The following is a 25,085-nucleotide window of genomic DNA, read 5'->3' as shown; positions in this document are numbered from 1 at the left end:
TGGGAATCTGGAAAAGGGGTGGGTTTGCGGGCGCGGGTAACCGCGCGATGTATCTGTCGACCGTCCTAGATCAGGTCGCAACCACCGGGGACGAGGTCGCGGCGCTGGTAGCACTCGACGCCGAGCAGTTTCTCCTGGATGTCGTCGGGTAGCGACATGAACCCCGAGATGGCCCGGCTGCGGTCGATCTCGGAACGATGCGCGGTGACCGCGGCCCTCTTCCGGGCCGTGAGGTCGGACACGTCGACCACCACGTCGATCTCGGACTCGGGTGTCCCGGGCAGCTGCGCGCGCGGGATATCCGCGAAGAGACTCTCCGCGAGGATGTCCATCATCCATTCCGGAATCGTGGCGAAGTACAGCGAGCGGACCCGCCAGGCCGGCCCGGCGCGGTGGTAGAGCTTTGTCGACGCCGCGGCGTCGGCGGCCGCGCAGGCGAGGCGATGTGCGTGCACGTGGTCGGGGTGACCGTAGATGCCCAGCGGATCGTAGGTGATCACGATGTCGGGTTTCAGGGCACGGATGTGATGGGTGAGAGCACGGACCTGTTCGTCGAACGACGCGTCGCACAACCGCGGTGCGTCGGGTGCCGATTCGGGCCGGCGGTCGTCGGCGTAACCGAGCATGATCGGCGGCCGCCGAATGCCGAGGATGTCCACTGCGGCGGCGAGTTCGCGGTGCCGGACCGTGCCGTCGGTCCAGGTGCACATGACGAGGTCGGCCTCGCCTCCGGCGTCGGTGTGACGCGCGATGAGGCCTCCGGTCCACAGCGATTCGTCGTCGGGGTGCGCGTGCACCAACAGCAGTCGCGGTGTGCCCATCCACCTGGCTTCCTGATCGTTCCCGCACGGCACGGATGTCGTCCGGGTTAGTCGGTCCCCGACCCAGGGTAGCCACACCACCGCTCGGTAAAGTCGGTGTCCGTCCCCACGTGTCGCACCGGTGCGTGACCTCGGGTCCGCTCGGTGCACGAGAACAGAACATGGAGGTCTGCGATGAGCGCTCAGCCCGAAGTCCACGAGTTCCAGGCCGAGACCCGGCAACTGCTGGATCTCATGGTCCACTCGATCTACTCCAACAAGGACAGCTTCCTGCGCGAGTTGATCTCGAACGCGTCCGATGCGCTGGACAAGCTGCGGCTGGAGTCCCTGCTCGACAAGGATCTCGACGTCGACACCTCCGACCTGCACATCACGCTCGAGCCCGATGCGCAGGCCCGCACGCTGGTCGTCGCCGACAACGGGATCGGCATGACCCGTGACGAGGTCGTCGGATTGATCGGCACGCTTGCCCGTTCGGGCACCGCCGAGCTGCGCCGGTCGCTCGCCGAGGCCCGGGCGAACGGGGTGTCCGACGCGGCTGCCGAGGAACTGATCGGCCAATTCGGTATCGGCTTCTACTCGACTTTCATGGTTGCCGAGAAGGTCACCCTGGTGACCCGCAAGGCGGGGGAGAGCACCGGTACCCGCTGGGAGTCGACCGGCGACGGCACGTACACGATCGACGATGTCCCCGACGCGCCGCAGGGCACCTCGGTCACGTTGGCGCTCAAGCCTGTCGACACCGAGGACCACCTCTACGACTATTCGGATCAGAGCAAGCTGCGCCAGCTCGTGAAGCGGTACTCGGACTTCATCGCCTGGCCGATCCGGATGGACGTGGAGAAGACGGTTCCGGTCGAGACCCCCGACGCCGAAACCGGCACCGACGAGTCCGACGAGCCTACGGCGCCGGAGACGAAGACCGTCGTCGAGTCCGAGACGATCAACTCGATGAAGGCGCTGTGGGCGAAGTCGCGTTCGGAGGTGACCGACGACGAGTACCAGGAGTTCTACCGGCACGTCTCGCATGCCTGGGATGCGCCGCTGGAGACCATCACGCTGCAGGCCGAGGGCACCTTCGAGTACCAGGCGCTGCTCTTCATCCCGACGCAGCCGCCGTTCGACCTGTTCATGCGGGATAGCAAGGTCGGCATCCACCTCTACGTCAAGCGCGTGTTCATCATGGACGACTGCGCCGAACTGATGCCGGAGTACCTGCGGTTCGTCAAGGGCGTCGTCGATGCGGCCGACCTCTCGCTGAACGTGTCCCGCGAGATCCTGCAGCAAGATCGGCAGATCCGCGCCATCCGTCGCCGGCTCACGAAGAAGGTCATCTCGACGGTCACCGAGATGCGCGCCGGTCGTCCGGACGACTACCGAACCTTCTGGGACGCCTTCGGTCGGGTGTTCAAGGAAGGTCTCGTCAACGATCCGGACAACCGCGATGCACTCCTCAAGGCGTCGTCGTTCGCGACCACCCACTCCGAGGACGAGCTGACCACGCTGGCCGACTACATCGGCCGGATGAAGAGCGGTCAGGACACGATCTACTACATGACGGGCGAATCGCGTCAGCAGATCGTGAACTCGCCCCACATGGAAGCGTTCCGCGCCAAGGGGATCGAGGTCCTCGTCCTGTCCGATCCCGTGGACGAGATGTGGGTCTCGGCGGGTGCCGAGTTCGAGGGCAAGACGTTCCAGTCGATCGCGAAGGGAGCTGTCGACCTCGAGGATGACGACGAGGACGTCGACGATTCCGCCAAAGAGGAACAGAACAAGACCTACGCGGACCTGTTGGGGTGGCTCACGAGCACACTCTCCGACGACGTCAGCGAGACACGACTCTCGTCGCGCCTGACCGAGTCGCCCGCCTGTCTCGTCGGTGACACGTTCTCGATGTCTCCGCAGCTGGAGAAGCTGTACCGGGCGTCCGGGCAGGAGTTCCCCAAGTCGAAGAGGGCACTCGAACTCAATCCCGATCACCCGCTGGTAGCCGCACTCAACAAGGCTCACGGCGCCGGTGATCACGAGCAGCTGGTGCCGACGGCGAAGCTGCTGTACGGCATGGCCGTCATCGCCGAGGGTGGCGAGCTCGACGACCCGGCGGAGTTCGCGAAGATCCTGGCCGGTCGCCTCACCGAGTCGTTCACCGGGGACGTGTCGTCGGCCGGTTCGGAGTCCTGATCCGGTCTGCCCGACCACGGACGACGCGCCGGTGAGCCGCCGGAGACGGATCGTCGTCTACGGCGGCCTGGCGGTTGTCCTGGTGATGGTGCTGGTAGCCGCGCTCGTCGTCGGTCTGGCGCGCGAGGACGAGAGGGCCGCCACGCCCGCCGATGCGGTCCGGACCTATCTGAACGCACTCGCCGCCGCCGACGCCGACGCTGCGCTGGGTGTGATCGGCTCGCGTCCCGACGCCCGGTTCCTGACCGACGGCGTGTTGCGTGCACAACGCGCCGCCGCGCCCCTCGCCGACATCGAGATCTGGCCGGCTGCCGACGGCGAACCGCAGGCGAATGTCCGGGCCAGATACCGGATGGGGGCGCGGGTGGTCGACACCGAGATCCGGACCGCACGGGTCCCCGACGGCTGGGCAGTCGCCGACGGCGCGATCGCGGTCCGGATCGAGTCGCTGCGGGTCGTGCGCCCGACGCTCTTCGGCGGCGAGGTCGAGGAGGGCGGCACAGTGCATCTGTTCCCCGGACCGCAGCGCTGGGGCTCTCGCGACACCGATTTCGTGGCGCGCGTGTCGGATGACGAGCATCCGACAGCGCCGCGCGGACCGATGGCGGTACGAGTCGTCGGCGAACTGAGTGCCACCGGCGCAGGGGCCGTCAGCGATGCGGTCTCGGCCCATCTGGCGGCGTGTGCGGCGGCGACCCGGGCCGATGCCGGGCGGCAACTCGTCGGGTGTACCCAACGGCTGTACCGCTCGGCGGTCGACGGCAGTGTGCGGTGGTCCGCGCCGAGGGACCTGTCCGGGCTGCGCTATCTGCTTCGTGATCCGGACTCGGCCTCCCCGGCGGACAGGGGGACCCAGGGCGGGGGCGGTCTCGGGACCGTCGACGTCGTCGGTCCGGTGCGCTGGCGGGTTGCGTACACGCCCGACTACGACGCCGACGGCCCACGTGTCGACACGGTCGACGAGCAGTATCTCGTCGGCCACGTCGACCTGACCGAGAGCCGGCCCGAATTCGTCACCGACGGCTGACCCCCCGACCTCGTACCGCAGTCAGGTCGGGTGGGGCCGAAGCCGGAACACCGGGATGCGGCGGTCGGTGCGCTTCTCGTACAGATCGAAGTTCGGCCACACCGTACGCAGGGTCTGCCAGGCGGCGTCCCGTTCGGCATCGAACAGCTCGGTCGCCTCGGCTGTGGACTCCTGACCGTGGACGACGATCTCGATCTCATCGGCGGCACGGAGATTGAAGACCCACGCCGGCATCTTGGGACCGCCGAAGTACGAGCCGGCGATCAGCCAGTCCGACCCGTCCGGGGCGGCGAGGAGCTGCGTCGTCCGGATCGCACCGCTCTTGCGCCCCGGGACCCGGATCGTGATGTTCGGCAGATCGCCGATGTCGAGGAGGCTGAGCCGATGTCCCGTCACGGATTGGATCACGCTGTCGCACTTCACGATCTGCGGAAGGAATCGGGGCATCCAGGAGATCGAACCGATCTTCACCGCGAGTCCGCGCCGCACCTTCATCCGCCCAGTGTGTCATGCGCGTTCTCACCCCGGCGCCGACCCTGGACGTCGTGTCGGCGCATCTGGAGGCTCCCGGCCGATCCGCCCGACGCCGCGGATGCGATGCGATGCCCGTCGGGCCGCTGAGCACCGAGGTAGCGTTGCGGTCCGTGACGACCGGTGACAACGCGACGCTCATTCTGCTCGACGGCGGCCAGACCGGGACGCGCGTGCGGATCGAATTCGCCGGCGGATCCGCCGATCGCGAGGCGCCACCGATCCGGACCGACCGGCCGGTCGTGGAGCAGATCGCCGCAATTGTGCGGGACATCCTGGAAACGGGAGCGGGCAGGCCGGGGCCCGACGGGTCGGCCGGCCCGTCGATGGTCGCGGCCGGTGTGTCCGGACTGACCCCCGACGCCTCTCGACCGGCCGACCTGCTCGAGACGCTCGCTGGAGTAGGAGTCGTTTCCGTTGCACTGACGCATGATTCGGTGACCGCATACCTGGCCGCCAATCGCCACGAGTTCGGCGCGGTCACCGCCGTGGGGACGGGTGTGGTCACGCTCGGCGTCGGCCGGGGTGGTGCGTGCCGCGTCGACGGCTGGGGTCACCTGTTCGGTGACGCGGGCAGCGCGTACTGGATCGGGCGCTCGGGTGTCTCGGCGGCCCTGCGTGCGTTCGACGGCCGTGGTCCGGACACGGCACTCCGCGCGGCTGCCGAGAAGGAATTCGGTCCGTTACCCGAGTTGTACATGGCGGTGCAGGCCGACCCGGATCGGGTAGCGCGCGTCGCCGGCTTCGCCCGGGAGGTCGACGCCGCATCGGAGGCCGGGGACGCGGTGGCGCAACAGATCCTCGACGACGCCGCCGGCGAGTTGGCCCTGTCGGTCCTCACCGCGCTGGACCGAAGCGGGCGCGAGGCCGACGAGAAGGCGCGTGTGAGCTGGGTGGGCGGCGTGCTGTCAGCGAGTAATCGACTCCGAAACCGGTTCGTGGACAATGTGTCCGGCCACGCTCCGGGGGTGTCTGTGGAACCGCCGCACGGCCGGCCCTTCGACGGGGTACGACTCCTGGCGGACCTCGACGTCACTCATCCACTGGCCGCGGAAGTACACCGCGCGAGCGCTGATCCTCACCCATGAGAAGCACATACCCACTGGCCCTCCGATCCCTGATACGGAAGAAGGCACAGACCCCCTCTGCTCCCTAATCCGAAAGAAGCGATCCACCCCTGCTCCCTGAGGTGCGAGGAGCGCATAACCCCTGCTCCCTGAGGTGTGAGGAGCGTAAGCGACGAGCCTCGAAGGGCCTGCTGAGACACGTTGCGAGACCCTTCGTGGCTCGCTTCGCTCGCACCTCAGGGAGCGTGGATTTCGGACACTCACGAGTGTTCTTTCGTGGTCCACGACGGCCGCTAGGCCGCAAATACTGAGGTGAGGAGCGCAAGCGGTGGCTGACCTCTGCTCCCTAATCCGAAAGAACCGCATAACCCCTGCTCCCTGAGGTGTGAGGAGCGCAAGCGACGAGCCTCGAAGGGTTCGGCGACCGAGGTTGCGAAACCCTTCGTGACGCTCGCAAGCTCGCTCCTCAGGGGGCAGGGTGGGTTCGCTCGCAAGCTCGCTCCTCAGGGGGCAGGGTGGGCTAGCTCGCTCCTCAGGGGGCAGGGGTGACGCTCGCTCCGCTGGGAGCAGGAGAGCCCCCTTCCGGCTCAGCGGCCCTTGAACTCTGGTTTGCGCTTCTCGAAGACGGCGGTGATGGCCTCGGAGAGATCCTCGCTGGGCAGGAACGCGGAGTTCCATGCGGCGACGTAGCGGAGGCTGTCGTGGACGGCGGCGCTGCGCGAATGGTCGAGGACGGACTTGATGCCGTGGACCACCAGCGGTGGATTGTCCGCGATCTCCCGGGCGGTCGACCGGGCGAGTTCGAGGACGGCGTCCTGATCGTCGGCGACGTCGTTGACGAGACCGATCTTCTCGGCCCGGGCGGCGTCGATGTCCTTGCCGGTCAGCGCGAGTTCGCGTAGATGACCGTCGCCGATGATGAACGGCAGGCGCGCGAGCGTGCCCACGTCGGCGACCATGCCGACCTTGACCTCCCGCACACTGAACTTGGCGTCGGCGCTCGCGTAGCGGACGTCTGCCGCGCAGATGAGGTCGACACCGCCGCCGATGCACCAACCGGACACGGCCGCGACCACCGGCTTGCGGCAGTCCGCGACCGCGGTGATCCCGGCTTGCAGTTTCCGCAGCGAGTCGAGGAACTCCGTGCGCGGCGCCGCTTTGGCGTCGCCCGCCAGGACACCCGACAGCGTCCCGCCCATCGCGACGAGATCCAGACCGTACGAGAAGTTCTTGCCCGACCCCGTCAGCACCACCGCGCGCACGGCGGGATCGGTGTCGAGGTGTCCGAACAGCTCCGGGAGTTCCTGCCAGAAGTCCGGTCCCATGGCGTTGCCCTTGCCCGGGCCGATCAGGGTGACCTCGGCGAGGTGGTCGGAGACGGTGACGTCGAATGCGGTCCAGGCGCGATCGTTCCAGGCGTGGTCTGTCATGCGAGGGAGCCTACTCGGCAGTCAGAACCGGCGGTGGCCGGATCCGCCACCGCCGTGGCAGCCCTGACCGATGGCCGCAGGCCTGCGGTGACCACGGCACATCAACCCTGTTAGATGGGCACATGAGCGGATACATCCAGGAGGACATCGGGCCGGAGGAACTCGCGCACCGGACCAAACTCGCGTCCGCGATCGCGGGCAGCGTCCGGGAACTGATCGATGCGACGGTGCGCACCGAGGTCGGCGAATCCGACATCGCGGAGGCGAGACGCCTCATCGCGGCCGCCACCGAGATCCTCCAGAAGGACCAGCTGCCGGGGCCGTTCGGCATCCGGTTCAACGCGGACGGCACCAAGCGGTCGTGGGGTAATGCCGTGCTCGGCCGGCGCAACCCGATCGCACCGCCGGTCGAGATCCGTCACGAGGCCGAGTACAGCTGGCTCGAGGTCGAACTCGGACCCCAGTACGAGGGTCCGGCCGGCCTCGTCCACGGCGGCGTCCTCGCCCTCGTCTTCGATCAATTGCTGGGCTCGGCTGCCGAATTCCAGGGTGTCCCCGGCATGACGGGCACTCTTACCGTGCGGTATCGGCACGGCACGAAGCTCGGCGTGATCCGCGGTGAGGCACGTGTCGATCGGGTGGAGGGCGTGAAGACGTTCGTCACCGGGACGATCTCGGTCGACGGTGAGGTCACCGCCGAGTCCGAGGGGATCTTCATCCTGCCCCGGTGGGCTCGCGGGGAAGTGCCCGACGCCATGCGGAACTCGGTCGGCGAGGGCTGAACCCGCCGATCGTCGGACATGACCTCTCAGCCCGTCAAGCGATCAGACGTCGGCGGGGACTGGTCGCGGTCCGACCGGCGAGTAACGCGCGCACAGGAACGCGCCGTTGCGTGCGAAGTCCTGCAGCTCGAAGTCGTAGGGGCGTGGGAAGAGCGGTCGTCCCGACCCGAGGGTGACCGGCGCGATCGAGACGATGACGTCGTCGAGCATGTGGGCCTCGGCGAATTGCGCGGCCAGGTCGCCGCCGCCCACGACCCAGACGTCGCGGTCGCCTGCTGCCTCGACGAGACGATCGCGGAGTTCTGCCGGGTTTCCGGCCACCACCGTGATGGTGTCCGACACCGGCGTGAGCGACCGATGGGTGAAGACGAACGTGGGAATCTCGTACGGCCAGGGCTTCCCGTCGGAGACCTCGTGATCGAGCAGCCACTGGTAGGTGGTGGCACCCATGACGGCGACGCCGACGTTGGCGAAGAAGTCGTCGTAGTTCATCGGACCGCCTTCCTCCAGCGGCTGGCTGAGCAGCCAGTCGAGGTTGTCGCGGTCGTCGGCGAGGAAGCCGTCGAGGGTGGTTGCGGTGTAGTAGCGGAATGCCATCAGAATCCTCCGGAGTGTTTGCGATGCCACATGATCGGGTCGGGGTCGAGTGCCGGATCGGTCACGTCGACGCCGGCCTCCCGCAACATCCACCGGGCGACGAGCCTGCGGTGGGCGGAAAAAGTCAGAACGTGCGCGACGATCTGCGAGAGCAGGAACGATTCGGGTGGATCGCACAGGGCGTCGATGACCCGGTCCTGCCACGCGCCGCGGCGGTCGATGTCGCGGATCAGAGCCAGCCAGCGAGGTGCGATGTCGCGATGGAGCTCGACCAGGTCGGTCAGGTCGGTCGGCGCGTCCGGCGGCAGATCGGCCCCCTCGACCGTCGACAGCCAAGGGAGTTTGTCGGCCACGAGATGCGAGATGACTTGAGCGAGAGTCTCTTCGGGTCCGCTCCAGGACATCAGCTGATTACCGGTCAGGCGTGGCGCGGTCCACGAAGCCGGGTCGACACCCTTCGCGGCGTCGAGAAGTGCTTCGATGTCGTCGAGGTCGTGGCGGACCATGAGCATCACCACGTTGCCCGCGTTCTCGGTGGTGGGTGAGCCGCTGTCGACGTAGAGGACGGTGGGCGAGTGGAAGTGGATCCCGTTGGGCGCCGGCAGCCAGTGGCTGTGCTCGCCCGCCGCGCCCATCCGGCCGGGACTGTGTCCGAAGGCTCGGCTGAACGCACGCGAGAAACCGTCCACCGACGAGTATCCGGAGTCGAAGGCCACGTCGGTCACCGATTCGCCGCGCTGCAACAACCAGGCCGCGCGTTCGAGGAGGACACGGCGGCGCAGGGCCACCGGCGCCTCGCCGGCGGCGCGCCGTACCTGCCGGGTGAAGTGGAACGGTGACGCGTAGGCGCCCGCGGCCATGTCGTCGAGCGATGCATTGTCGTCGGACAGCACCGCATCGAGCAGTTGCCGAAGACGGTCACGGTCGGAGGGGGTCACCATCTGAGTATGGAACCGCGGGGGCCCCGCGCGCCCGACCGAAATTGCTCCTGTGGGTCGGCGGTCGCGATCAGTCCCTCGTCAGCAGCGGGATCAACCGTTCGGTCTTGGCCTCGGTCCAGCCCGGCGGTTGCAGGATCTTGGCCCAGGCTGCCGGTATCGCGGACAGGTAGTTGTGTCCATGTCCGTCGGGGACACCGACGGAGACCGCCATGTCTGCGCTGACCTGGAGGAAGGTCACGAACGGGATCCAGCGCATCGCCGAGAGCACATCGCGCCCGGGATCTTCTTTGAGCCAGTCAGGTTCACGCAGGATCAATCGCGGATTCCACCACGAGATCGGATCGGAGGCGTGTTGCAGGTACACGGCGCGACCCGACGGGGACACCCACTCGGTGGTCGGGTCGTCGAGGTCCGGTGCGTCGGCGATGAAGCGGACCTGCCGGCCGTCGTCGTAGGTGGGCAACACCTCCGGGGTCCCGTCGTCGCGCGACCCCGTCGTGTCCACCCACAGCTTGTTGTTGAAGGTCGGGCCGCTGAACAACGCGCCGTCGGTGCGTGCGCTCAACGCCGGAATGGTCCCGAACGCCGACTCGGCAGCGAACGAGCCGAGGCTCTCGCCGAAGACCACGAGTCTCGGACGCTGGGCCTCGGGAACCTCGCGCACCCGTTCGGAGACCGCTTCGAAGAGCGCCTGCCCCGCCTGTCGCGCGCGTTCCTTGTCGACCAGGAACGACAGCCAGCTGGGTAGGTACGAGTACTGCATGCTGACCGTCGCGGTGTCGCCGTTGTACATGTACTCGAGGGAGTCGACGGTGGCCTGATTGATCCAGCCGGTACCGGTGGTCGACGCGACCGCGATGAGTTTGCGTTGCAACCCGCCGGCGCGGACGAGCTCCTCCGCGGCGAGTTCGGCGTTGGCACGCAGGTCTTTACCCGAGCCGAGTCCGACGTAGGCGCGGATCGGTTCGGTCGCCGGGGCGCCGTTGAACTCGCTCAGTTCCTGCACGGTCGGCGACACCGACACGAAGATGCGGCCCTGACGTCCGAGCGAATCCCATGTCACCAGCGACCCCGGACCGCCCGAACGCAGCGGCGTCGTCGGCGGATTGGAGTCCGCGGTGGTCTCGTCGTTGACCGCGGCGAATGAGGAGTTCAGTGCCTGCATCCCGTAGTTCGCGACCACGCCGTTGAGCACCAGGACCGTCACGATGACGGCGATCGTGGCGGCCGCGAATGCCGAGATACGAGGAGGCGCAACTCGATTGATCTTCCGCACGAGCCACGCCACGCCGTCGCCCCACGCTTGCCCGATGGTCATCAGCAGCGCGAAAACCACGACGGCGATCAGCACGATCTGCGGGTACGCGGTCCACGACAGCAGATCGACCCCCATCATCGTGCGGACTTGGTCCTGCCACCGCTGGAATGCGACGAGCATGACCACGCTCCCTGCGATCGCCGCCAGACCCAGCGCCACCCAGAGGCGGCGCATCGGTGGAGGCCACGGGTCGTCGCGGGAGATCATGTACCGGATCAGCCATGAGATCAGGACACCGAGGCCGTATCCGACGGCCGCCGAGGCCCCGCTCACGATGCCCTGGAACAGCGGTCCGCGGGGCAGGAGCGACGGTGTCACCGACAACCACAGGAAGATCAGTGCGACCGTCAGCCCGACACAGGAGTACCGGTGGAGCCGCCGGCGCCACCACGACGGTGCCGACCCGCCCTCGGTGTCGGCGGACGCGTCGCGCTCCGGAAGCGGCGTCTCGGCCGGTTCCGGAGCGGCGGGGGTGTGCGAGGTGGGTGCTGTCGACGACACTGGGTTCCTCTTTTCTCGAGAACCCGAGAACCGTAACACCGGTCGCCGGTGCGGCAGCGGCGCTTACGGGGTCCGTGACCGTCGTGCCGCCTACCGGCGTCCGTTACTTGACCTCGGACCGCAGGATACGCAGTACGCCGATCCCGAGCGGCAAACCGATCCAGATGACGGCCGAGACCAGCATCCTCGCCCATTCGCCCCCGGTTGCCCAGTCACCCTCTTGGAACGGCAGGTTCGTCAGGCCGGTGTCGACCCATTGCCCGAGGTTGTCCTTGAACCATGGGACCAGTTCGCTGACCACGGTCAGGGCGGTGGGCAGGGCGAAGTAGGCGACGATCGCCCCCGGGGTGTTCAGGATGAGGGTGGCGAAGCCGAACCCGAGGAGCAGCCCGAAAGTCTGCGACACAAAGGAATTGACGAAGCCCGCAAGGGTGAGGTCCCAGGAGCCGGCGGGATCGGCGAACGCCAGGCCCGCGATCCCGTTGCCGATGACACCGAGGACGAGTGCGACCGCGACGGCCGCGACGGCGGTGAGGAGCGCCGCCACCAGCTTCGCCCCGACGATGCGCTGCCGTCGTGGCTCGAGGGTGAACGTCGTCAGGGCGGTGCGCTGACTCCACTCGCCGGTCACGAGCAGGATCGCCAGGATCGGCAGGATGATGCCGGTGGGGATGTTCATCATGCCGAAGAACTGTCCGAGGTTCAGGTTCTCAGGGCTGTTGCGGTTCGCGATGAGCATCGCGATCACGACGACTGCTGCGATCACCCCGATCGAGGCGGTCAGCCAGAAGCCGGCGCGGGTGTCCACGAGCTTGCGGAGTTCGACCCGGACGAGCCGGGAGAAGGGGATTCCGGGGCGGTCGACGTCGATCACGTCGGCCGGCGGCAGGGGTGTGCCGAAGTCGGCGAGGGTCATCGGGCTGCTCCTTCGAGTGTGGTGTGTTCGCGCTGGGTCTCGGCGGTCAACTGCAGGAACATGGCTTCGAGCTGGGCTCCGTCCGCTGGACGCAGCTCGGTGAGGACGACGCCGACGGCGGCCGCGGCGCGTCCCACGTCGACGGGATCGGCATCGACGTCGAACCCACCGGAGGCGTTGCGGTGCACCGTGATCCCGGCGGACACCAGTGCCTCGCCGAGGGTCGGGTCGTCGAGCGATCGGACACGCGTCCCGGCGCCGGCCAGCAGTTCGTCCTTGGTGCCCTGGGCCACGATCCGCCCGTTGCCGATCACGACGATGTCGTCGGCGACGATCTCGATCTCGTGCAGCAGATGTGACGACAGCAGGACTGTTCCACCGCGATCGGCGTACCCGCGCAGCAGGGTTCGCATCCAGTGGATGCCCGCGGGGTCGAGTCCGTTGGCCGGTTCGTCGAGGATGAGGATCTTCGGGTCACCGAGCAGGGCCGCGGCGATGCCGAGCCGCTGGCGCATGCCGAGCGAGTAGTTGCGCACTCGCCGCCCGGCCTCCTCCGGGGTGAGGCTCACCAGTTCGAGCATCTCGTCGACGCGGTCTCGACCGATCCCCATGGTCATGGCCGACAGCCGCAGCACCTCTGCACCGGTTCGGCCCGCGTGCTGCGCCGAGGCGTCCAGGAGGATGCCGACCTGGGTGGCCGGGTTCGGGATCGTCCGGTAGTCGACGCCGTACAATTGCGCGATTCCGGAGGTCGGCGGGGTCAGTCCGGCGATGATCCGCATCGTCGTCGACTTCCCGGCGCCGTTCGGGCCGAGGAATCCGGTGACCTGCCCGGGACGGCAGGTGAACGACACGTCGTCGACCGCGACGTAGTCTCCATATCGTTTTGTCAGATTCTTCACTGTGATCATGGTGTCCATCGTCGCGGCCCCGAGCGCCGCGCACATCGGACGACCGGACATCGTCGTATCGGCCGAAAGTCGTAGGGGTCGGCACCCATCGGTAGGACGCGCTCGTCGGCGATGTACGACTACGGTGACGGTGTGCGTCCCGAGCAGTACCAACCCCCGATGACGTGGGCCGGCCGAATGTGGCGGCTCGCGGTCATGCTCTTCATCTCGGCCGCCACCTTCGCCACGCGTGCGTCGTACCTCTGGAACGAGGCCCGGTGGTGGTTCATCGCCGACCTCGCACTCGGGGTGGTGTCCTACGTCGTGATCTGGTGGCGCAGAGAGCATCCCGTAGCCGTGACGACGTTCACCAACATCGTCACCATCGTGTCCTCGTCGTCGCTCGGGCCGGGAACCCTCGCCATGGTGTCCTTGTCCAGCAGGCGACAGTGGCGCGAGATCATCCCGCAGGCGGTGCTGTCCGTCGTCGCGGGCATCATCGCCCTCGCGTTCTTCGCCACGCCGACCGAGACGAACGATCCCGTCATCGTCCAGTACTCGGTCACGGCGGTCGCGACGGCGGCCATGGTCGCGTGGGGTCTCTACATCGGTTCGCGGCGTGAGCTTCTCGCGAGTTGGCAGGCGCGCGCGCTCGCCTCCGAGGCCGAGCAGCAGGCGAAGGTCATGCAGGCACGTTCACTGGAACGAGCACGGATCGCGCGCGAGATGCACGACATTCTCGCGCATCGGATCTCGGCGATGAGCATGTCCGCGGGCGCGCTGGCCTACCGCTCGGACCTCACCGGAGAGCAGATCCGCGAGACGGCGCAGACCATCCAGGAGACCTCACATCTGGCGCTGACCGAACTCCGAGAGGTGCTCGGCGTTCTGCGCGAAGGTCCTGGCGACGCCACTCCGGAGAAGCCGCAAGGGGTTCCGGACCTGTTCGCATTGATCGACGAGGCGCGCGGCCTGGGTATGCGCGTGGAGAGTCGCTGCGACGCGGACGTGAGCTCGTTGAGTCCGGCGATCTCGCGCACGCTCTATCGGTGTGTGCAGGAGGCGCTGACCAACGCGCGCCGTCACTCACCGAGCGCACCCGTTTCCCTGCACATCCGCGGCGGACCGGAGCACGGAGTGGATCTACTCGTCGAGAATCCGCTGCCGCTGTCGACGGGTTCGAGCGATCCCACACCCGGGTACGGCCTCGTCGGCCTGGCCGAACGGGTCGGGCTGCACGGCGGTCGCCAGTCGGCGACGGTGAGTGAGGACAAACGGTTCCTGTTGCACGTCTGGCTACCGTGGCAGTCATGACCGCCCGCATCATGATCGTCGACGACGACCCCCTCGTCCGTTCGGGACTCCGGCTCCTCCTGGGCGGCGATCCGGGCCTGCACATCGTCGCCGAGGCGGGCAACGGGCAGGACGCCCTCGACGCCCATGACGACGCGCCCGTTGATCTGGTCCTCATGGATCTGCGGATGCCGGTCCTGGACGGGATCGCGGCCACCGGCCGCTTCAAAGCGCTGGCCACGCCGCCCGCGGTCATCGTCCTCACGACCTTCGACGCCGACGACTACGTGGTCCGCGCTCTGGCGATGGGCGCCGACGGATTTCTCCTGAAGGACACGCCACCCGACGACATCGTCGCCGCCATCCGTGAGGTGCTCAACGGCCGGCCGGCCCTGAGTCCGTCGGTGACGGCTGCGTTGATCAAGCAGGTCGTGACCACCGGCGGACACCGGACGTCGTCCGCGATCGAACGCGTCGACCAGCTCACCGCACGCGAGCGCGATGTGGCCGTCGAACTGGCCCGCGGGGCGTCCAACGCCGAGATCGCCGAACGTCTGTACATGAGTCTCGCGACGGTCAAGGCGCACATCTCGCACATCTTCACCAAACTCGACGCGACCAACCGGGTTCAGGTCGCGATCCTCATGCACGACGCCGGGATGGTGTGAGCGCCTGAGTCTGTCGAGATCTCCCCGGCGGGGGAGCATCTGGCTGCCGGTTGGCGCTTACCCGCCGGTTGAGCGTTTTACCCGCCGGTTGAGCGTTCTACCCGCCGGTTGAGCCTGTCGAAACCCCGGGACCCGTCACCAGCGGCAGGTCGAGTGTCGTGCGGAGTCCCGCCGGTCCGTCGACGACCGCGGGGATCGCGTTCACGATCCGGCCCGCCGCGGCGACGATCGCGGCGTGGTTGTGGTCGCCCTTGAGGCTCGTCGGGCAGATGTCGACCGTGTACGACGGCTCGCCGGTGATCTCGACGCGATAGCACCCACCCGGTTGGGCGGGTTGGGCCCAGTCCGGCCGGAGGTCGCCCCGAAGTCGCGTCACGTGTTCGATGACGATGACGGGTTCGCCGGCCACCTTGCCGATGATCTCGAAACGAACGGCAGCGCGGGTGCCCGCGGCGATGTGACCGGCCGCGATGTCGAAATCTTCTGGAGCGGGCTCGCTTTCGGACACCTCCTCGATGTCGTCGACCGTGACGCCGAGACCGGCGGCCAGTTGCCGGATCGTCGTCCCCCACGCCAGACCGAGCACGCCCGGCAGGAACAGCATCGGCGTCTCGTCGAGCGGTTTGCCGAAGCCCATGACGTCGAACATGACGGTCGCCCCGTCGTAGGTCGCGTAGTCGGCGATCTCCATGCAGCGCACCTGCTCGATCCGCTGGCAGGTGCCCGCGAACACGAACGGGATGAGGTCGTTGGCGAAGCCGGGATCGACACCCGTCACGAACAGGCTCGCCCCGCTGGCCGCGGTCGTGTCGTCGATCTTGGCGATGGTCTTCGCAGGCATCACGCCCCAGGGGTACTGGAGCGTGTTGGGGGAGGACCCGACGACGTCGATCCCGGCGGCGAGGATGCGCACCACATCGTCGAAGGCCTCGACGGGACGAGTGTCACCCATGGCGCAGTACACGACGCAGTCCGGCCTCGTCGCGATCGCCTCGTCGAGGTCGCCGACCGCGAGGATTCCGGTGGGAGTCTGTACTCCGGCCAGTGTCGCGGCGTCGACCCCGACTTTCTCCGGCGAGGACACGCAGACCGCCGTGAGTTCGAAGCGCGCGTCCTCGATCAGTTGAGTGAGGCACAACCGGCCGACGTTGCCGGTTCCGACGAGAGCTACCCGGATGGACATTGCGTGGAACTCCTTGCGCTCGGTAGTCGCCGGTAGGCGTGGTGTACACCTGTCCGGACGTTTGTCTGTTCAGTAGACCATTTCTTGGTGAAACCTGTTCTATTTTCGATCTCGTCGCGGTAGCGTTGCCGCCCATGGGACGCGTAGACGACAAGGTTGCAGTGATCACCGGCGGTTCGCGGGGGATGGGTGCCGAGCATGCTCGGGCCCTCGTCGCCGAGGGTGCGAAGGTGGTGATCGGCGACATCCTCGATGACGAGGGCAAGGCGCTGGCCGCCGAACTCGGGGACGCGGCGCGCTACGTCCACCTCGACGTCACGTCACCCGAGGACTGGCAGACGGCGGTGTCGACCGCGGTCGACGAGTTCGGCAAGGTCAACGTCCTGGTGAACAACGCGGGCATCGTGAACGGGTCGACCATCCAGAAGTTCCGGCTCGACAAGTGGAAGCAGATCCTGGACGTGAACCTGACGGGCACATTCCTGGGCATCCAGGCGGTCGCCGACCTGATGATCGACGCCGGTGGGGGGTCGATCATCAATGTCTCGTCGGTGGAGGGTCTGCGCGGCAGTCCGTGGGCGCACGGTTACGTCGCGAGCAAATGGGGCGTGCGGGGACTGGCCAAATCGGTTGCGCTCGAACTGGCCCCGCACAACGTGCGGGTGAACTCCATCCACCCGGGTCTCATCCGCACGCCGATGACCGAGGGGATCCCCGACGACATGGTGACGGTGCCGATGGGCCGTGCCGCGGAGTCGCGCGAGGTGTCGACCTTCGTGGTGTTCCTGGCCAGCGACGAGTCGTCATACGCCACCGGCGCCGAGTTCGTGATGGACGGCGGCCTCAGCGCCGACGTGCCACACAAGTGAACGCCCACACCAAGACAACCATCCCGATCAGTTCGACGAGGGTCTGCGTGATCACCGCCGCAGCGGCCAGTTCGGCCCCGACCGGCAGCGCCAGAGCCAGCGGGAGGACGACGAGCGAGTTTCGAGTGGCACCGGAGAAGACCACCGCCGTCGCGGGTTCCGGGGTGAGTCGGAACAGCCGGGTCACGACGTACCCGATCGCCACCATGCCGACCAGGAACGCGGCGTAGACCGGGATGACACCGGCGATGTCGGCGAAGCGTGAACCGACAAGTGGCACCTGAGAACTCACGGCGGTGAAGAGCACCGCGATCATCAGCGGGACCATGGTCGCGACGGCGCCGTCCGAAGTTCGTCGGCCCACCGCGGATCGATCCGCCCACGCCTGGGTCAGCCACGCCAGTGCCAGTGGGCACACGATGAGGACCAGGAAAGCCCAGAGGAACGGCTCCGGCTCGATCACCGAGCGTCCGTCGCCCATTAGCACCAGGAGATACAGCGGCGTCAGCAACATCTGGGCGAGCAGCAGCAACGGCGTCGCCGCGACAAGTCGTCGGGCGTCGCCGCCACCGAGTCCGGCGAACACGACGACGTAGTCGACGCACGGGCACAGCAGCACCAGCAACGCCCCGAGACGGATCGAGTCGTCGGCGGGAAGCGCGAGGGACAGCACCGCGACCAGGAGTGGTGCGAGGGCGAAGTTCAGGACCAGCACCGCGACCATGAACCCACGGTCGCGCCACGAGGCCAGCAGGTCGGACAGACGGATCTGCAAGAAGGTGACGTAGAGCAGTGCTGCGAGCAGCGGCGTGATCGCGGGCTCGAGGTTCTCGGCGGGTGAGGGTGCGAGCAGTCCCACCACCAGTCCGGCGAGGATCGCGGCGAGGTACAGCGTGACCTGATGACGTTCGAGACGGTCGACGACGGTCGCAGGGGCGGGCACCGCATCATTCTGCGACACCGCGGCCGCGTTCACCGACACCGCGGTGGCGCGGTACGGCAGACTCGACGAGTGATCACCCCGTCCCGGCGCACCGACGCCGCGCTGCTGGTCGTGGTGGTCGTGTTCCTCGCCGCGGTGAACATCGGCGCGCATCTCGCCGAAGGTGCGGTCTCGGTGGCGATCATCCCGATCGCCGCGGTCGTGGCCGTGATCATCGCGCGTCTGGCCGGTCTCGGCTGGCGGGATCTCGGCCTGAGCCGCGCCGAATTGCGCGCCGGCATTCCCGTCGCGGTGGCTGCGGTACTCGTGGTCGCCGCCGTGGTCTCGGCGGCGGTCGCGATCCCGGCCACGCGCGAGTTCTTCCTGTCGGACCGATACGACGACACCTCCGAGGCACTCCTGGCTGCGTTCGTGATCATCCCGCTGCAGACCGTTCTCCCGGAGGAGGTCCTGTTCCGCGGTGTGCTGCAAGGGGTTCTCAGCCGGTTGTTCGCCCCGCTGACGACTCTGGTGGTCGGCGCGATCGCCTTCGGGCTGTGGCACATCCTGTCCTCGACGGGCCTCACCGCGGGCAACGAGGGCCTCAGCGGCGCTCTGGGATCCGGGGCGGTCGCCCAGTTCGCCGGGGTCGCGGGTGCCGTCGTGGCGACCGGGGCCGCGGGTTTCGTGCTCGGCTGGCTTCGGCAGCGCACCACGAGCCTGCTCGCGCCGATCGCGCTGCACTGGGCCCTGAACGCGACCGGGGCGATCGGCGCTGCTGTGGCCTGGCAGGTGTCCTAGACCGGCCACCTCTGCTGGTGGTGGCGATCACCTCGGATCAAGCGGTTCCGAAGATGCGATCGCCCGCATCACCGAGCCCGGGACGGATGAAACCGTTCTCGTCGAGTTCCCGATCGACTCCCGCGGTGAAGATCGGTACGTCGGAGTGTGACCGGTGGAGCACCTCGATGCCCTCCGGGCACGCGAGCAGACACACGAACTTGATGGACTTCGGGCCGTACTCCTTGATGCGATCGATCGCGGCGACCGCCGAATGGCCGGTCGCCAGAAGCGGATCGACGATCACGACGTCGCGCTCGGACAGCTCCGACGGCATCTTGAAGTAGTACTCGACGACGACCATGGTCTTGGGATCGCGGTAGAGGCCGATGTGTCCGACGCGCGCGCCGGGAACGACCGTCAGCATGCCGTCGGCGATCCCGGCGCCGGCACGCAGGACCGCGGCGAACACCAGCTTCTTGCCGTCGATGACCCGCGCGGTGGTTGTCTCGAGCGGCGTCTCGATGGTGACGTCATGCATCGGGATGTCGCGCAGGACGTCGTACGCCATGAGGATCGAGATCTCGTCGAGGAGGCGCCGGAAGTCGTTGGTCGACGTCTCCTTTCGACGCATCAGGGTCAGTTTGTGTTGCACCAGCGGATGGTCGATGACGGCGACGCTACCCATGGATTCCTCTCGGTTGGCGAGATGTGCGCTCTTCTCAGGGCCTGCCGCTGTTCAGAAGACGGTGCCCGTACTACGTATCGACAACGGCGGCAGCCCATCTCGAAGTCGGTTCGCCAGGACTCGACCGGCTGCCCACGTACCGCCCTCGAGAACACAGGCCAGTGGCATCGTGGTCGCATCCGCGCCGAGACGCTTTCGCACGAGGTCGGCGACCTCGTCGAGGAGAGCAACGGTGAGCGCACGCCATTCGACGACGAGCTCGTCGCCGACCTCCCACTCGCGGCCGGCCCAGCTGTCCTCACGGAGTTCGAGCACACCGGAGTCGATGAGGAGCCCACCGTTGCGGTACTCGGGGAGGCCGGTCAGCTCGTCGAGCCCGGTCACCTGGACGCCGGACCATCGAAACGGCTCCAGCAGTGAGTAGGTCAACCACTGCGACAGCTTGTGGAACGGTACCCAGCCCGCCGTGAGCCCTGGTCCCGCGACCGCGTCGTGGTGCCAGCAGTCGCCCAGTGGATGGGTGTCGATCGTGTTGTCCGACGGCCAGATCGGGGCCAGGTGATCGAGGACCGCGCTCAAGATGTCCACCGCGGACACCTCGGCGCGCCCACCACGGGTGAGGTGATCGAACAGGCCGCCGGGCCGCGCATCCGGTCCGAAGATCTCTGGCCGGCGGGACAGGGCCGCACCCAGCCGACGCAAGAGATCGACCCGTCCGGGCAGACCGGTGAGATGGTTGTCGGGACCGACCTGGAAGGCGGCGCCGAGGGAGTCCGCCGTGATCCGGCTCAGACCGGCGGCGTCGACGCGGAGGGGCTGAGCCGGGTCGCTGGAGAACAAGCCGTCGCAGAAGGCCACCCAGCTCGCGACGCCGAGGCCCTCCGAACGCGTGAGAACGAGGTCGCTCGACTGTTCGCGGTAGGACCAAGCGGGTCCGGCTCCGGCATCGAGAAGGACGCTGACGAGCACGACGTCGATGAGGGCGCGGGTCCGCTCGGCCGAACCGGCGGCGGGTAATCCGACATCGATCGCACCGAGACGGTCGACGCCGCCTGCCTCGAAGTGACGCCACCGACTGTGAAAAGGTATGTCGCCGCTGGGATACCGCGAACCGGTTGTCTCCGCGACGATTCGGGCCGCCGCGTCCAGTGCGCCATCGTGGACCAGAAACCACGACGACTCGCCCGCCCGCGCTCGTTCGAGGAGCTGCCGCGACCGGCTCCGGATCGTGGCCGGGGACCGCAGTAACCGGGCGGCCTGGGAAGCCGACAATTCGACGCCTGGTGCGCCGGTCATCACAGCCCCCGGCCCTTGACCTGTCGTAGCTGCTCCGCGTCCGGGACCGGCCCGGGTGTGAAGTAACCGGCAGCCATCTTCGCGTCGATCTCGACGCGGGCGTCGGCGGGGATCAGTTCGTCGGGGATGTTGACGCGCTCGCCGACCTCGATGCCGGAGCCGGTGATGGCGTCGTACTTCATGTTCGACATCGACACCAGATGATGGATCCTGGTGATGCCGAACCAGTGCAGAACATCGGGCATGAGTTCTTGGAACCGCATGTCCTGCACGCCTGCAACACATTCGGTGCGTGCGAAGTACTGATCGGCGGTGTCGCCGCCGAGTTGGCGTTTGCGAGCGTTGTAGACTAGGAACTTGGTGACCTCGCCGAGGGCTCGCCCCTCCTTGCGCGAATAGGAGACCAGGCCGACGCCCCCGCGCTGAGTGCCGCGGATGCACTCTTCGATCGCGTGTGTCAGATATGGCCGGCAGGTGCAGATGTCGGAACCGAAGACGTCCGACCCGTTGCATTCGTCGTGAACGCGTGCGGTGAGGTCCACCGAGGGATCGGCGAGGTCGCGGGCGTCACCGAAGATGTAGACCGTCTGTCCACCGATGGGCGGCAGGAAGACCTCCAGATCCGAGCGCGTGACGAGTTCGGGGTACATGCCGCCGGTCTCCTCGAACAGCACCCGACGCAGCTCGGCTTCGGTGCAGCCGAAGCGATCGGCGACGCCGGGCAGGTGCCACACCGGCTCGACGGCCGCCTTGGTGACCAGCGCGGCGCCGCTGGGCAGGAGAACCTCACCGTCGGGGACGAGACGACCCTTCTCGATCGCCTCGGCGATCTCGGGGAGGATGACGTGGGCCTTGGTCACCGCGATGGTCGGCCGGATGTCGTAACCGCGGCGGATCTCGTCGGGGAAGCTCTCGGCCACCGTCGCACCCCACGGATCCAGCGAGACGATGGCACGCGGATCACCCCATTGCGGATACGGTCCGATGTGGTCGGTGGGCGAGGTGTTGGTGAGGTCGGCCCGGTGTTCGCGCGCGAGAGCACCGGCGGCGACGGCCAGTGCGCGGTAGACGCTGTAGGAACCGCTGTGGGTGCCGATGACATTGCGATGGGCACGCGTGCCCGTGGTCCCGATGACGGGACCGCGTTCGGCCGCGGTGGAAGCACCCCAGCGGATGGGCGGCGCGTCGATCCCGCCGCTGTGTGAGGTCAGTCGGATGTGGCCCAGGGACCTGTGCTCGCCAGACATCGTCGTCGTCCTCACCTTCTGTCGAGACGGTCACCCGTCACCGGAGGGAAAGCGCCAGCATAGTTCCGGATGCACGTGTCTGCCGGATGATGCCGAACGCCACGGCGGCGGCACCCGCAGGAGGTGCCGCCGCCGCGTTCAGGCCGTTGTGGTGACGGGTGGACCCTTGTCGATCAGAGTTCGAAGCGGTCCAGGTTCATCACCTTGTCCCACACCGCGACGAAGTCGTCCACGAACTTCTCGACGGCGTCGTCGGCCGCGTAGACCTCGGCCAGAGCGCGCAGCTGAGAGTTCGACGAGAACGCCAGATCGGCCCGGGTACCGGTCCAGATCTGCTCGCCGGTGGCGCGATCACGTCCGATGTACACGTTCTCCTCATCCGACGCCGACCAGGCCGTCGACATGTCCAGCAGATTGACGAAGAAGTCGTTCGTCAAGATGCCGGGGCGGTCGGTCAGCACACCCGCCGACGATCCGCCGAAGTTGTTGCCCAGCACCCGGAGCCCACCCACCAGCACGGTCATCTCGGGAGCACTGAGGGTCAGCAGGGATGCACTGTCGACCAGTGTGAACTCGGCCGGGAGACCACTGGCCGTTCCGACGTAGTTGCGGAACCCGTCGGCCTCCGGCTCGAGGTGCGCCAGGGAATCCACGTCGGTCTCCTCCTGCGAGGCGTCGGTACGTCCGGGGGTGAACGGCACGGTGATGCCGACGCCGGCGTCCCGCGCGGCCTTCTCCACTGCCGCCGCGCCGCCGAGGACCACGAGGTCGGCGAAGGAGATCCTCGCACCGGCCTCGCCGGTGAACGTGTCCTGGATGCCCTCCAGGGTGCGGATCACGGTCGCCAGTTCGGCGGGCTCGTTGACCTCCCAGGAGGACTGCGGCTGCAACCGGATGCGGCCGCCGTTGGCGCCGCCGCGCTTGTCGCTGCCGCGGAAGCTCGACGCCGACGCCCAGGCGGTCTTCACGAGTTGCCCGACAGTCAATCCCGAGTCGAGCAGTGTCGCCTTCAGCGCTGCGACGTCGGCCTCGGACACCATCGGCCCCTCATGCGCGGGGACATTGTCCTGCCAGAGGTAGGTCTCGGTCGGGACCAGCGGACCGCGGTACCGGACGGCCGGTCCCATGTCGCGGTGCAAGAGCTTGAACCAGGCCTTGGCGAACTCGTGGGCCAGTTCCTCCGGGTGATCGAGCCAGCGTCGGGTGATCTGCTCGAACCCGGGGTCGTATCGCATCGCGAGGTCGGTGGTCAGCATCGACGGATGGGTCTTCTCGTCGCCGAACGCCTTCGGAACGGTGCCGGCCCCGGCGCCGCCCGTCGGACGCCACTGGTTGGCCCCGGCCGGACTCTTGTAGAGCTCCCACTCATACCCGTACAGAGTCTCGAGAAATGCGTTGTCCCAGCTGGTCGGGGTGGGGTTCCAGATGACCTCGAGTCCGCTGGTGATCGCGTCCGCCCCCGTGCCGGATCCATGCGAGCTGGTCCAGCCGAGACCGGCATCCTCGAGGGCCGCCGCTTCGGGTTCGGGACCCACCAGTCCGGCGTCACCGGCGCCGTGGGTCTTGCCGAAGGTGTGGCCGCCGACGATCAGGGCAGCGGTCTCGACGTCGTTCATCGCCATGCGCGCGAATGTCTCGCGGATGTCGACCGCGGACGCGAGAATGTCCGGATTGCCGTTCGGACCTTCGGGATTCACATAGATGAGCCCCATCTGCACTGCGGCCAAGGGATTCTCGAGCTCGCGGTTGCCCGAGTAGCGCTGATCGGCCAGCCACTCGAGCTCGGGTCCCCAGTACACCTCGTCGGGCTCCCATTCGTCCACACGCCCGAAGGCGAAGCCGGCGGTCGTGAATCCCATCGACTCCAGTGCGACGTTGCCGGCGAAGACGAGCAGGTCGGCCCATGACACTGCTTTGCCGTACTTCTTCTTGATCGGCCAGAGAAGGCGACGAGCCTTGTCCAGGTTCGCGTTGTCCGGCCAGCTGTTCAGGGGGGCGAATCGCTGCATTCCGGCGCCGGCGCCACCTCGTCCGTCCTCGACCCGGTAGGTGCCCGCGGCGTGCCAGGACATGCGGACGAACAGACCCCCATAGTGCCCGAAGTCGGCGGGCCACCAGTCCTGGGAATCGGTCATGAGTGCGGTCAGATCCGCGCGCAGTGCCTCGACGTCGAGGGCCTCGAGGGCTGACTCGTAGTCGAAGTCGGCGCCCATCGGATTCGCGACGTCCGGATTGTGCTGGAGGACCTTCAGATTCAACTGGTTCGGCCACCAGTCGCGGTTGCCTCCGCCCTGCGTGGGAGGCGTGAGCCGTCCGTGTGCAACCGGGCATCCACCGGTTCCGGGCTCGGTGTTCGCCTCGGCGATGGGGGGATGCTCCTGCGCCTCGGGGGCAGCGGAAGGATGGTTGGCGGAAGGGGGAACTGACGAGGGGTCGTGCTGCGCCATCTGGAATTTCCTTTCGGGCACGGGGAGAACTGCGATCGCCGGGACGGGGATCGCAGAGGAAGGGAGTCGGCGGTGGGTTATAGATCGGGTCAGGCGCCTGGAGCGAAGCGAGCGGGTTGGGTGGGTTAGGCGCCGGGAGCGAAGCGAGCGGGCCGGGTTGGTCAGGGAACGCAGTCGGGGCAGCGGCCCCAGTAGATGACCTCCGCTTCGTCGATGACGAAACCTCGGTCGTCGGCCGGGGCCAGGCACGGGGCTTCGCCGATTGCGCAGTCGACGTCACCGATGAATCCGCATGTACGGCATATCACGTGGTGGTGGTTGTCCCCGACGCGTGACTCATATCGAGACACGTGGCCCGGAGGCTGGATGCGCCGCACGAGGCCGGCCGAGGTGAGTGCGCCCAGGACGTCGTACACGGTCTGCTGCGAGACCTCCGGCAACCGGGCACGTGCGAACCGGAAGACCTGGTCGGTGTCTGCATGGGGGTGAGCTCGGACGGCCTGCATCACCGCGATGCGCGGACGGGTCACCCGCAAGCCCGCGGCACGGAGGTGTCGGCCGCAGTCGTCGTCGGTGAGCATGCGACCATGGTGCCGTCTTTTCTGGAATCATTCAAGTTAAGTGCGGCGAGTGAGGTGCCGGTCACGGTCGCCGTCGTAGGATCGGCACATGCGGACAGCGACGCCG

At 67.6% G+C, this 25,085-nt stretch carries 23 protein-coding genes; 8 read left to right on the top strand and 15 right to left on the bottom strand.

From position 1 onward, the window contains the following. Positions 1-65: 65 nt before the first annotated feature. On the bottom strand, positions 66-821 hold the full coding sequence (locus tag ACFW3F_RS04855; RefSeq protein WP_388054852.1) for a PIG-L family deacetylase: 756 nt from the start codon (positions 819-821) through the stop codon (positions 66-68). 174 nt (positions 822-995) lie between these two features. On the opposite strand from ACFW3F_RS04855, the gene htpG reads away from it, so the two are divergent. After that, positions 996-3,005: a molecular chaperone HtpG gene (gene htpG / locus ACFW3F_RS04850; protein WP_388054850.1), complete on the top strand. Its 2,010-nt coding sequence runs from the start codon at positions 996-998 to the stop codon at positions 3,003-3,005. 31 nt (positions 3,006-3,036) lie between these two features. Further along, the gene (locus ACFW3F_RS04845) at positions 3,037-4,032 is read left to right on the top strand and encodes a hypothetical protein (protein ID WP_388054848.1); all 996 of its coding nucleotides are present in this window, start codon (positions 3,037-3,039) and stop codon (positions 4,030-4,032) included. Between the two features lie 21 nt (positions 4,033-4,053). Here the strand turns inward: ACFW3F_RS04845 and ACFW3F_RS04840 are convergent, their stop codons facing one another. Further along, positions 4,054-4,527: a nitroreductase family deazaflavin-dependent oxidoreductase gene (locus ACFW3F_RS04840; RefSeq protein WP_388054846.1), complete on the bottom strand. Its 474-nt coding sequence runs from the start codon at positions 4,525-4,527 to the stop codon at positions 4,054-4,056. A gap of 149 nt (positions 4,528-4,676) precedes the next feature. Between ACFW3F_RS04840 and ACFW3F_RS04835 the strand changes: the two genes are divergently transcribed. Next, the gene (locus ACFW3F_RS04835) at positions 4,677-5,651 is read left to right on the top strand and encodes an N-acetylglucosamine kinase (RefSeq protein ID WP_388054974.1); all 975 of its coding nucleotides are present in this window, start codon (positions 4,677-4,679) and stop codon (positions 5,649-5,651) included. Positions 5,652-6,217: 566 nt separating this feature from the next. On the opposite strand, the gene ACFW3F_RS04830 is transcribed toward ACFW3F_RS04835, so the two are convergent. After that, complete coding sequence (locus ACFW3F_RS04830) at positions 6,218-7,060, bottom strand: crotonase/enoyl-CoA hydratase family protein (RefSeq protein ID WP_388054844.1); 843 nt, start codon at positions 7,058-7,060, stop codon at positions 6,218-6,220. Between the two features lie 122 nt (positions 7,061-7,182). Between ACFW3F_RS04830 and ACFW3F_RS04825 the strand changes: the two genes are divergently transcribed. Continuing rightward, positions 7,183-7,842: a PaaI family thioesterase gene (locus ACFW3F_RS04825; protein ID WP_388054842.1), complete on the top strand. Its 660-nt coding sequence runs from the start codon at positions 7,183-7,185 to the stop codon at positions 7,840-7,842. Between the two features lie 42 nt (positions 7,843-7,884). On the opposite strand, the gene ACFW3F_RS04820 is transcribed toward ACFW3F_RS04825, so the two are convergent. The 5 genes from ACFW3F_RS04820 to ACFW3F_RS04800 all read right to left on the bottom strand — a co-directional run bounded on the left by ACFW3F_RS04820 (position 7,885) and on the right by ACFW3F_RS04800 (position 13,035). After that, positions 7,885-8,439 carry a dihydrofolate reductase family protein gene (locus ACFW3F_RS04820; RefSeq protein ID WP_388054840.1) on the bottom strand — a complete coding sequence of 185 codons (555 nt, stop codon included), beginning with the start codon at positions 8,437-8,439 and terminating at the stop codon, positions 7,885-7,887. Further along, a complete protein-coding gene (locus tag ACFW3F_RS04815; RefSeq protein ID WP_388054838.1) occupies positions 8,439-9,380 on the bottom strand; it encodes a helix-turn-helix domain-containing protein in 942 nt (313 codons plus the stop codon). Before ACFW3F_RS04815 ends, ACFW3F_RS04820 begins: the two co-directional genes overlap by 1 nt. Positions 9,381-9,447: 67 nt before the next feature. After that, positions 9,448-11,199, bottom strand: a complete 1,752-nt coding sequence (locus ACFW3F_RS04810) for an alpha/beta hydrolase (RefSeq protein WP_388054836.1) — start codon at positions 11,197-11,199, stop codon at positions 9,448-9,450. A 103-nt stretch (positions 11,200-11,302) separates the two neighbouring features. After that, positions 11,303-12,115 (bottom strand): ABC transporter permease, encoded by an 813-nt coding sequence (locus ACFW3F_RS04805; protein ID WP_388054834.1) that lies wholly within the window; start codon positions 12,113-12,115, stop codon positions 11,303-11,305. Further along, positions 12,112-13,035: an ABC transporter ATP-binding protein gene (locus tag ACFW3F_RS04800; protein ID WP_388054972.1), complete on the bottom strand. Its 924-nt coding sequence runs from the start codon at positions 13,033-13,035 to the stop codon at positions 12,112-12,114. Before ACFW3F_RS04800 ends, ACFW3F_RS04805 begins: the two co-directional genes overlap by 4 nt. Positions 13,036-13,158: 123 nt before the next feature. On the opposite strand from ACFW3F_RS04800, the gene ACFW3F_RS04795 reads away from it, so the two are divergent. After that, the gene (locus tag ACFW3F_RS04795; RefSeq protein WP_388054971.1) at positions 13,159-14,319 is read left to right on the top strand and encodes a sensor histidine kinase; all 1,161 of its coding nucleotides are present in this window, start codon (positions 13,159-13,161) and stop codon (positions 14,317-14,319) included. Then, positions 14,316-14,966: a response regulator gene (locus ACFW3F_RS04790; RefSeq protein ID WP_388054832.1), complete on the top strand. Its 651-nt coding sequence runs from the start codon at positions 14,316-14,318 to the stop codon at positions 14,964-14,966. The genes ACFW3F_RS04795 and ACFW3F_RS04790 overlap by 4 nt, the downstream gene beginning before the upstream one ends. Before the next feature lie 97 nt (positions 14,967-15,063). On the opposite strand, the gene ACFW3F_RS04785 is transcribed toward ACFW3F_RS04790, so the two are convergent. After that, positions 15,064-16,149 (bottom strand): diacylglycerol kinase, encoded by a 1,086-nt coding sequence (locus tag ACFW3F_RS04785; RefSeq protein ID WP_388054830.1) that lies wholly within the window; start codon positions 16,147-16,149, stop codon positions 15,064-15,066. Positions 16,150-16,283: 134 nt separating this feature from the next. On the opposite strand from ACFW3F_RS04785, the gene ACFW3F_RS04780 reads away from it, so the two are divergent. Further along, positions 16,284-17,018 carry a glucose 1-dehydrogenase gene (locus ACFW3F_RS04780; protein WP_086534758.1) on the top strand — a complete coding sequence of 245 codons (735 nt, stop codon included), beginning with the start codon at positions 16,284-16,286 and terminating at the stop codon, positions 17,016-17,018. Here the strand turns inward: ACFW3F_RS04780 and ACFW3F_RS04775 are convergent. Further along, positions 16,993-17,961: an arsenic resistance protein gene (locus tag ACFW3F_RS04775; RefSeq protein WP_388054828.1), complete on the bottom strand. Its 969-nt coding sequence runs from the start codon at positions 17,959-17,961 to the stop codon at positions 16,993-16,995. The two genes, ACFW3F_RS04780 and ACFW3F_RS04775, sit on opposite strands and share 26 nt — an antisense overlap. Positions 17,962-18,030: 69 nt before the next feature. Between ACFW3F_RS04775 and ACFW3F_RS04770 the strand changes: the two genes are divergently transcribed. Continuing rightward, positions 18,031-18,741, top strand: a complete 711-nt coding sequence (locus ACFW3F_RS04770; protein ID WP_388054826.1) for a CPBP family intramembrane glutamic endopeptidase — start codon at positions 18,031-18,033, stop codon at positions 18,739-18,741. A gap of 37 nt (positions 18,742-18,778) precedes the next feature. Here ACFW3F_RS04770 and upp read toward each other — a convergent pair whose 3' ends face one another. The 5 genes from upp to ACFW3F_RS04745 all read right to left on the bottom strand — a co-directional run bounded on the left by upp (position 18,779) and on the right by ACFW3F_RS04745 (position 24,979). Beyond that, positions 18,779-19,408, bottom strand: a complete 630-nt coding sequence (upp, locus tag ACFW3F_RS04765; protein ID WP_388054824.1) for a uracil phosphoribosyltransferase — start codon at positions 19,406-19,408, stop codon at positions 18,779-18,781. Between the two features lie 51 nt (positions 19,409-19,459). Further along, positions 19,460-20,704 (bottom strand): URC4/urg3 family protein, encoded by a 1,245-nt coding sequence (locus ACFW3F_RS04760; protein ID WP_388054822.1) that lies wholly within the window; start codon positions 20,702-20,704, stop codon positions 19,460-19,462. Continuing rightward, the gene (locus tag ACFW3F_RS04755) at positions 20,704-21,951 is read right to left on the bottom strand and encodes a GTP cyclohydrolase II (RefSeq protein ID WP_388054820.1); all 1,248 of its coding nucleotides are present in this window, start codon (positions 21,949-21,951) and stop codon (positions 20,704-20,706) included. Before ACFW3F_RS04755 ends, ACFW3F_RS04760 begins: the two co-directional genes overlap by 1 nt. Positions 21,952-22,124: 173 nt before the next feature. Next, on the bottom strand, positions 22,125-24,398 hold the full coding sequence (gene katG / locus ACFW3F_RS04750; protein ID WP_388054818.1) for a catalase/peroxidase HPI: 2,274 nt from the start codon (positions 24,396-24,398) through the stop codon (positions 22,125-22,127). Between the two features lie 161 nt (positions 24,399-24,559). Then, positions 24,560-24,979 carry a Fur family transcriptional regulator gene (locus tag ACFW3F_RS04745; RefSeq protein ID WP_388054816.1) on the bottom strand — a complete coding sequence of 140 codons (420 nt, stop codon included), beginning with the start codon at positions 24,977-24,979 and terminating at the stop codon, positions 24,560-24,562. Between the last annotated feature and the right edge of the window lie 106 nt (positions 24,980-25,085).

The organism is Gordonia sp. NPDC058843, assembly GCF_042743165.1.
GTDB lineage: Bacteria > Actinomycetota > Actinomycetes > Mycobacteriales > Mycobacteriaceae > Gordonia.
Note: the sequence above shows the minus strand (reverse complement) of the source record. Positions and strands in the feature narration are given on the sequence as shown.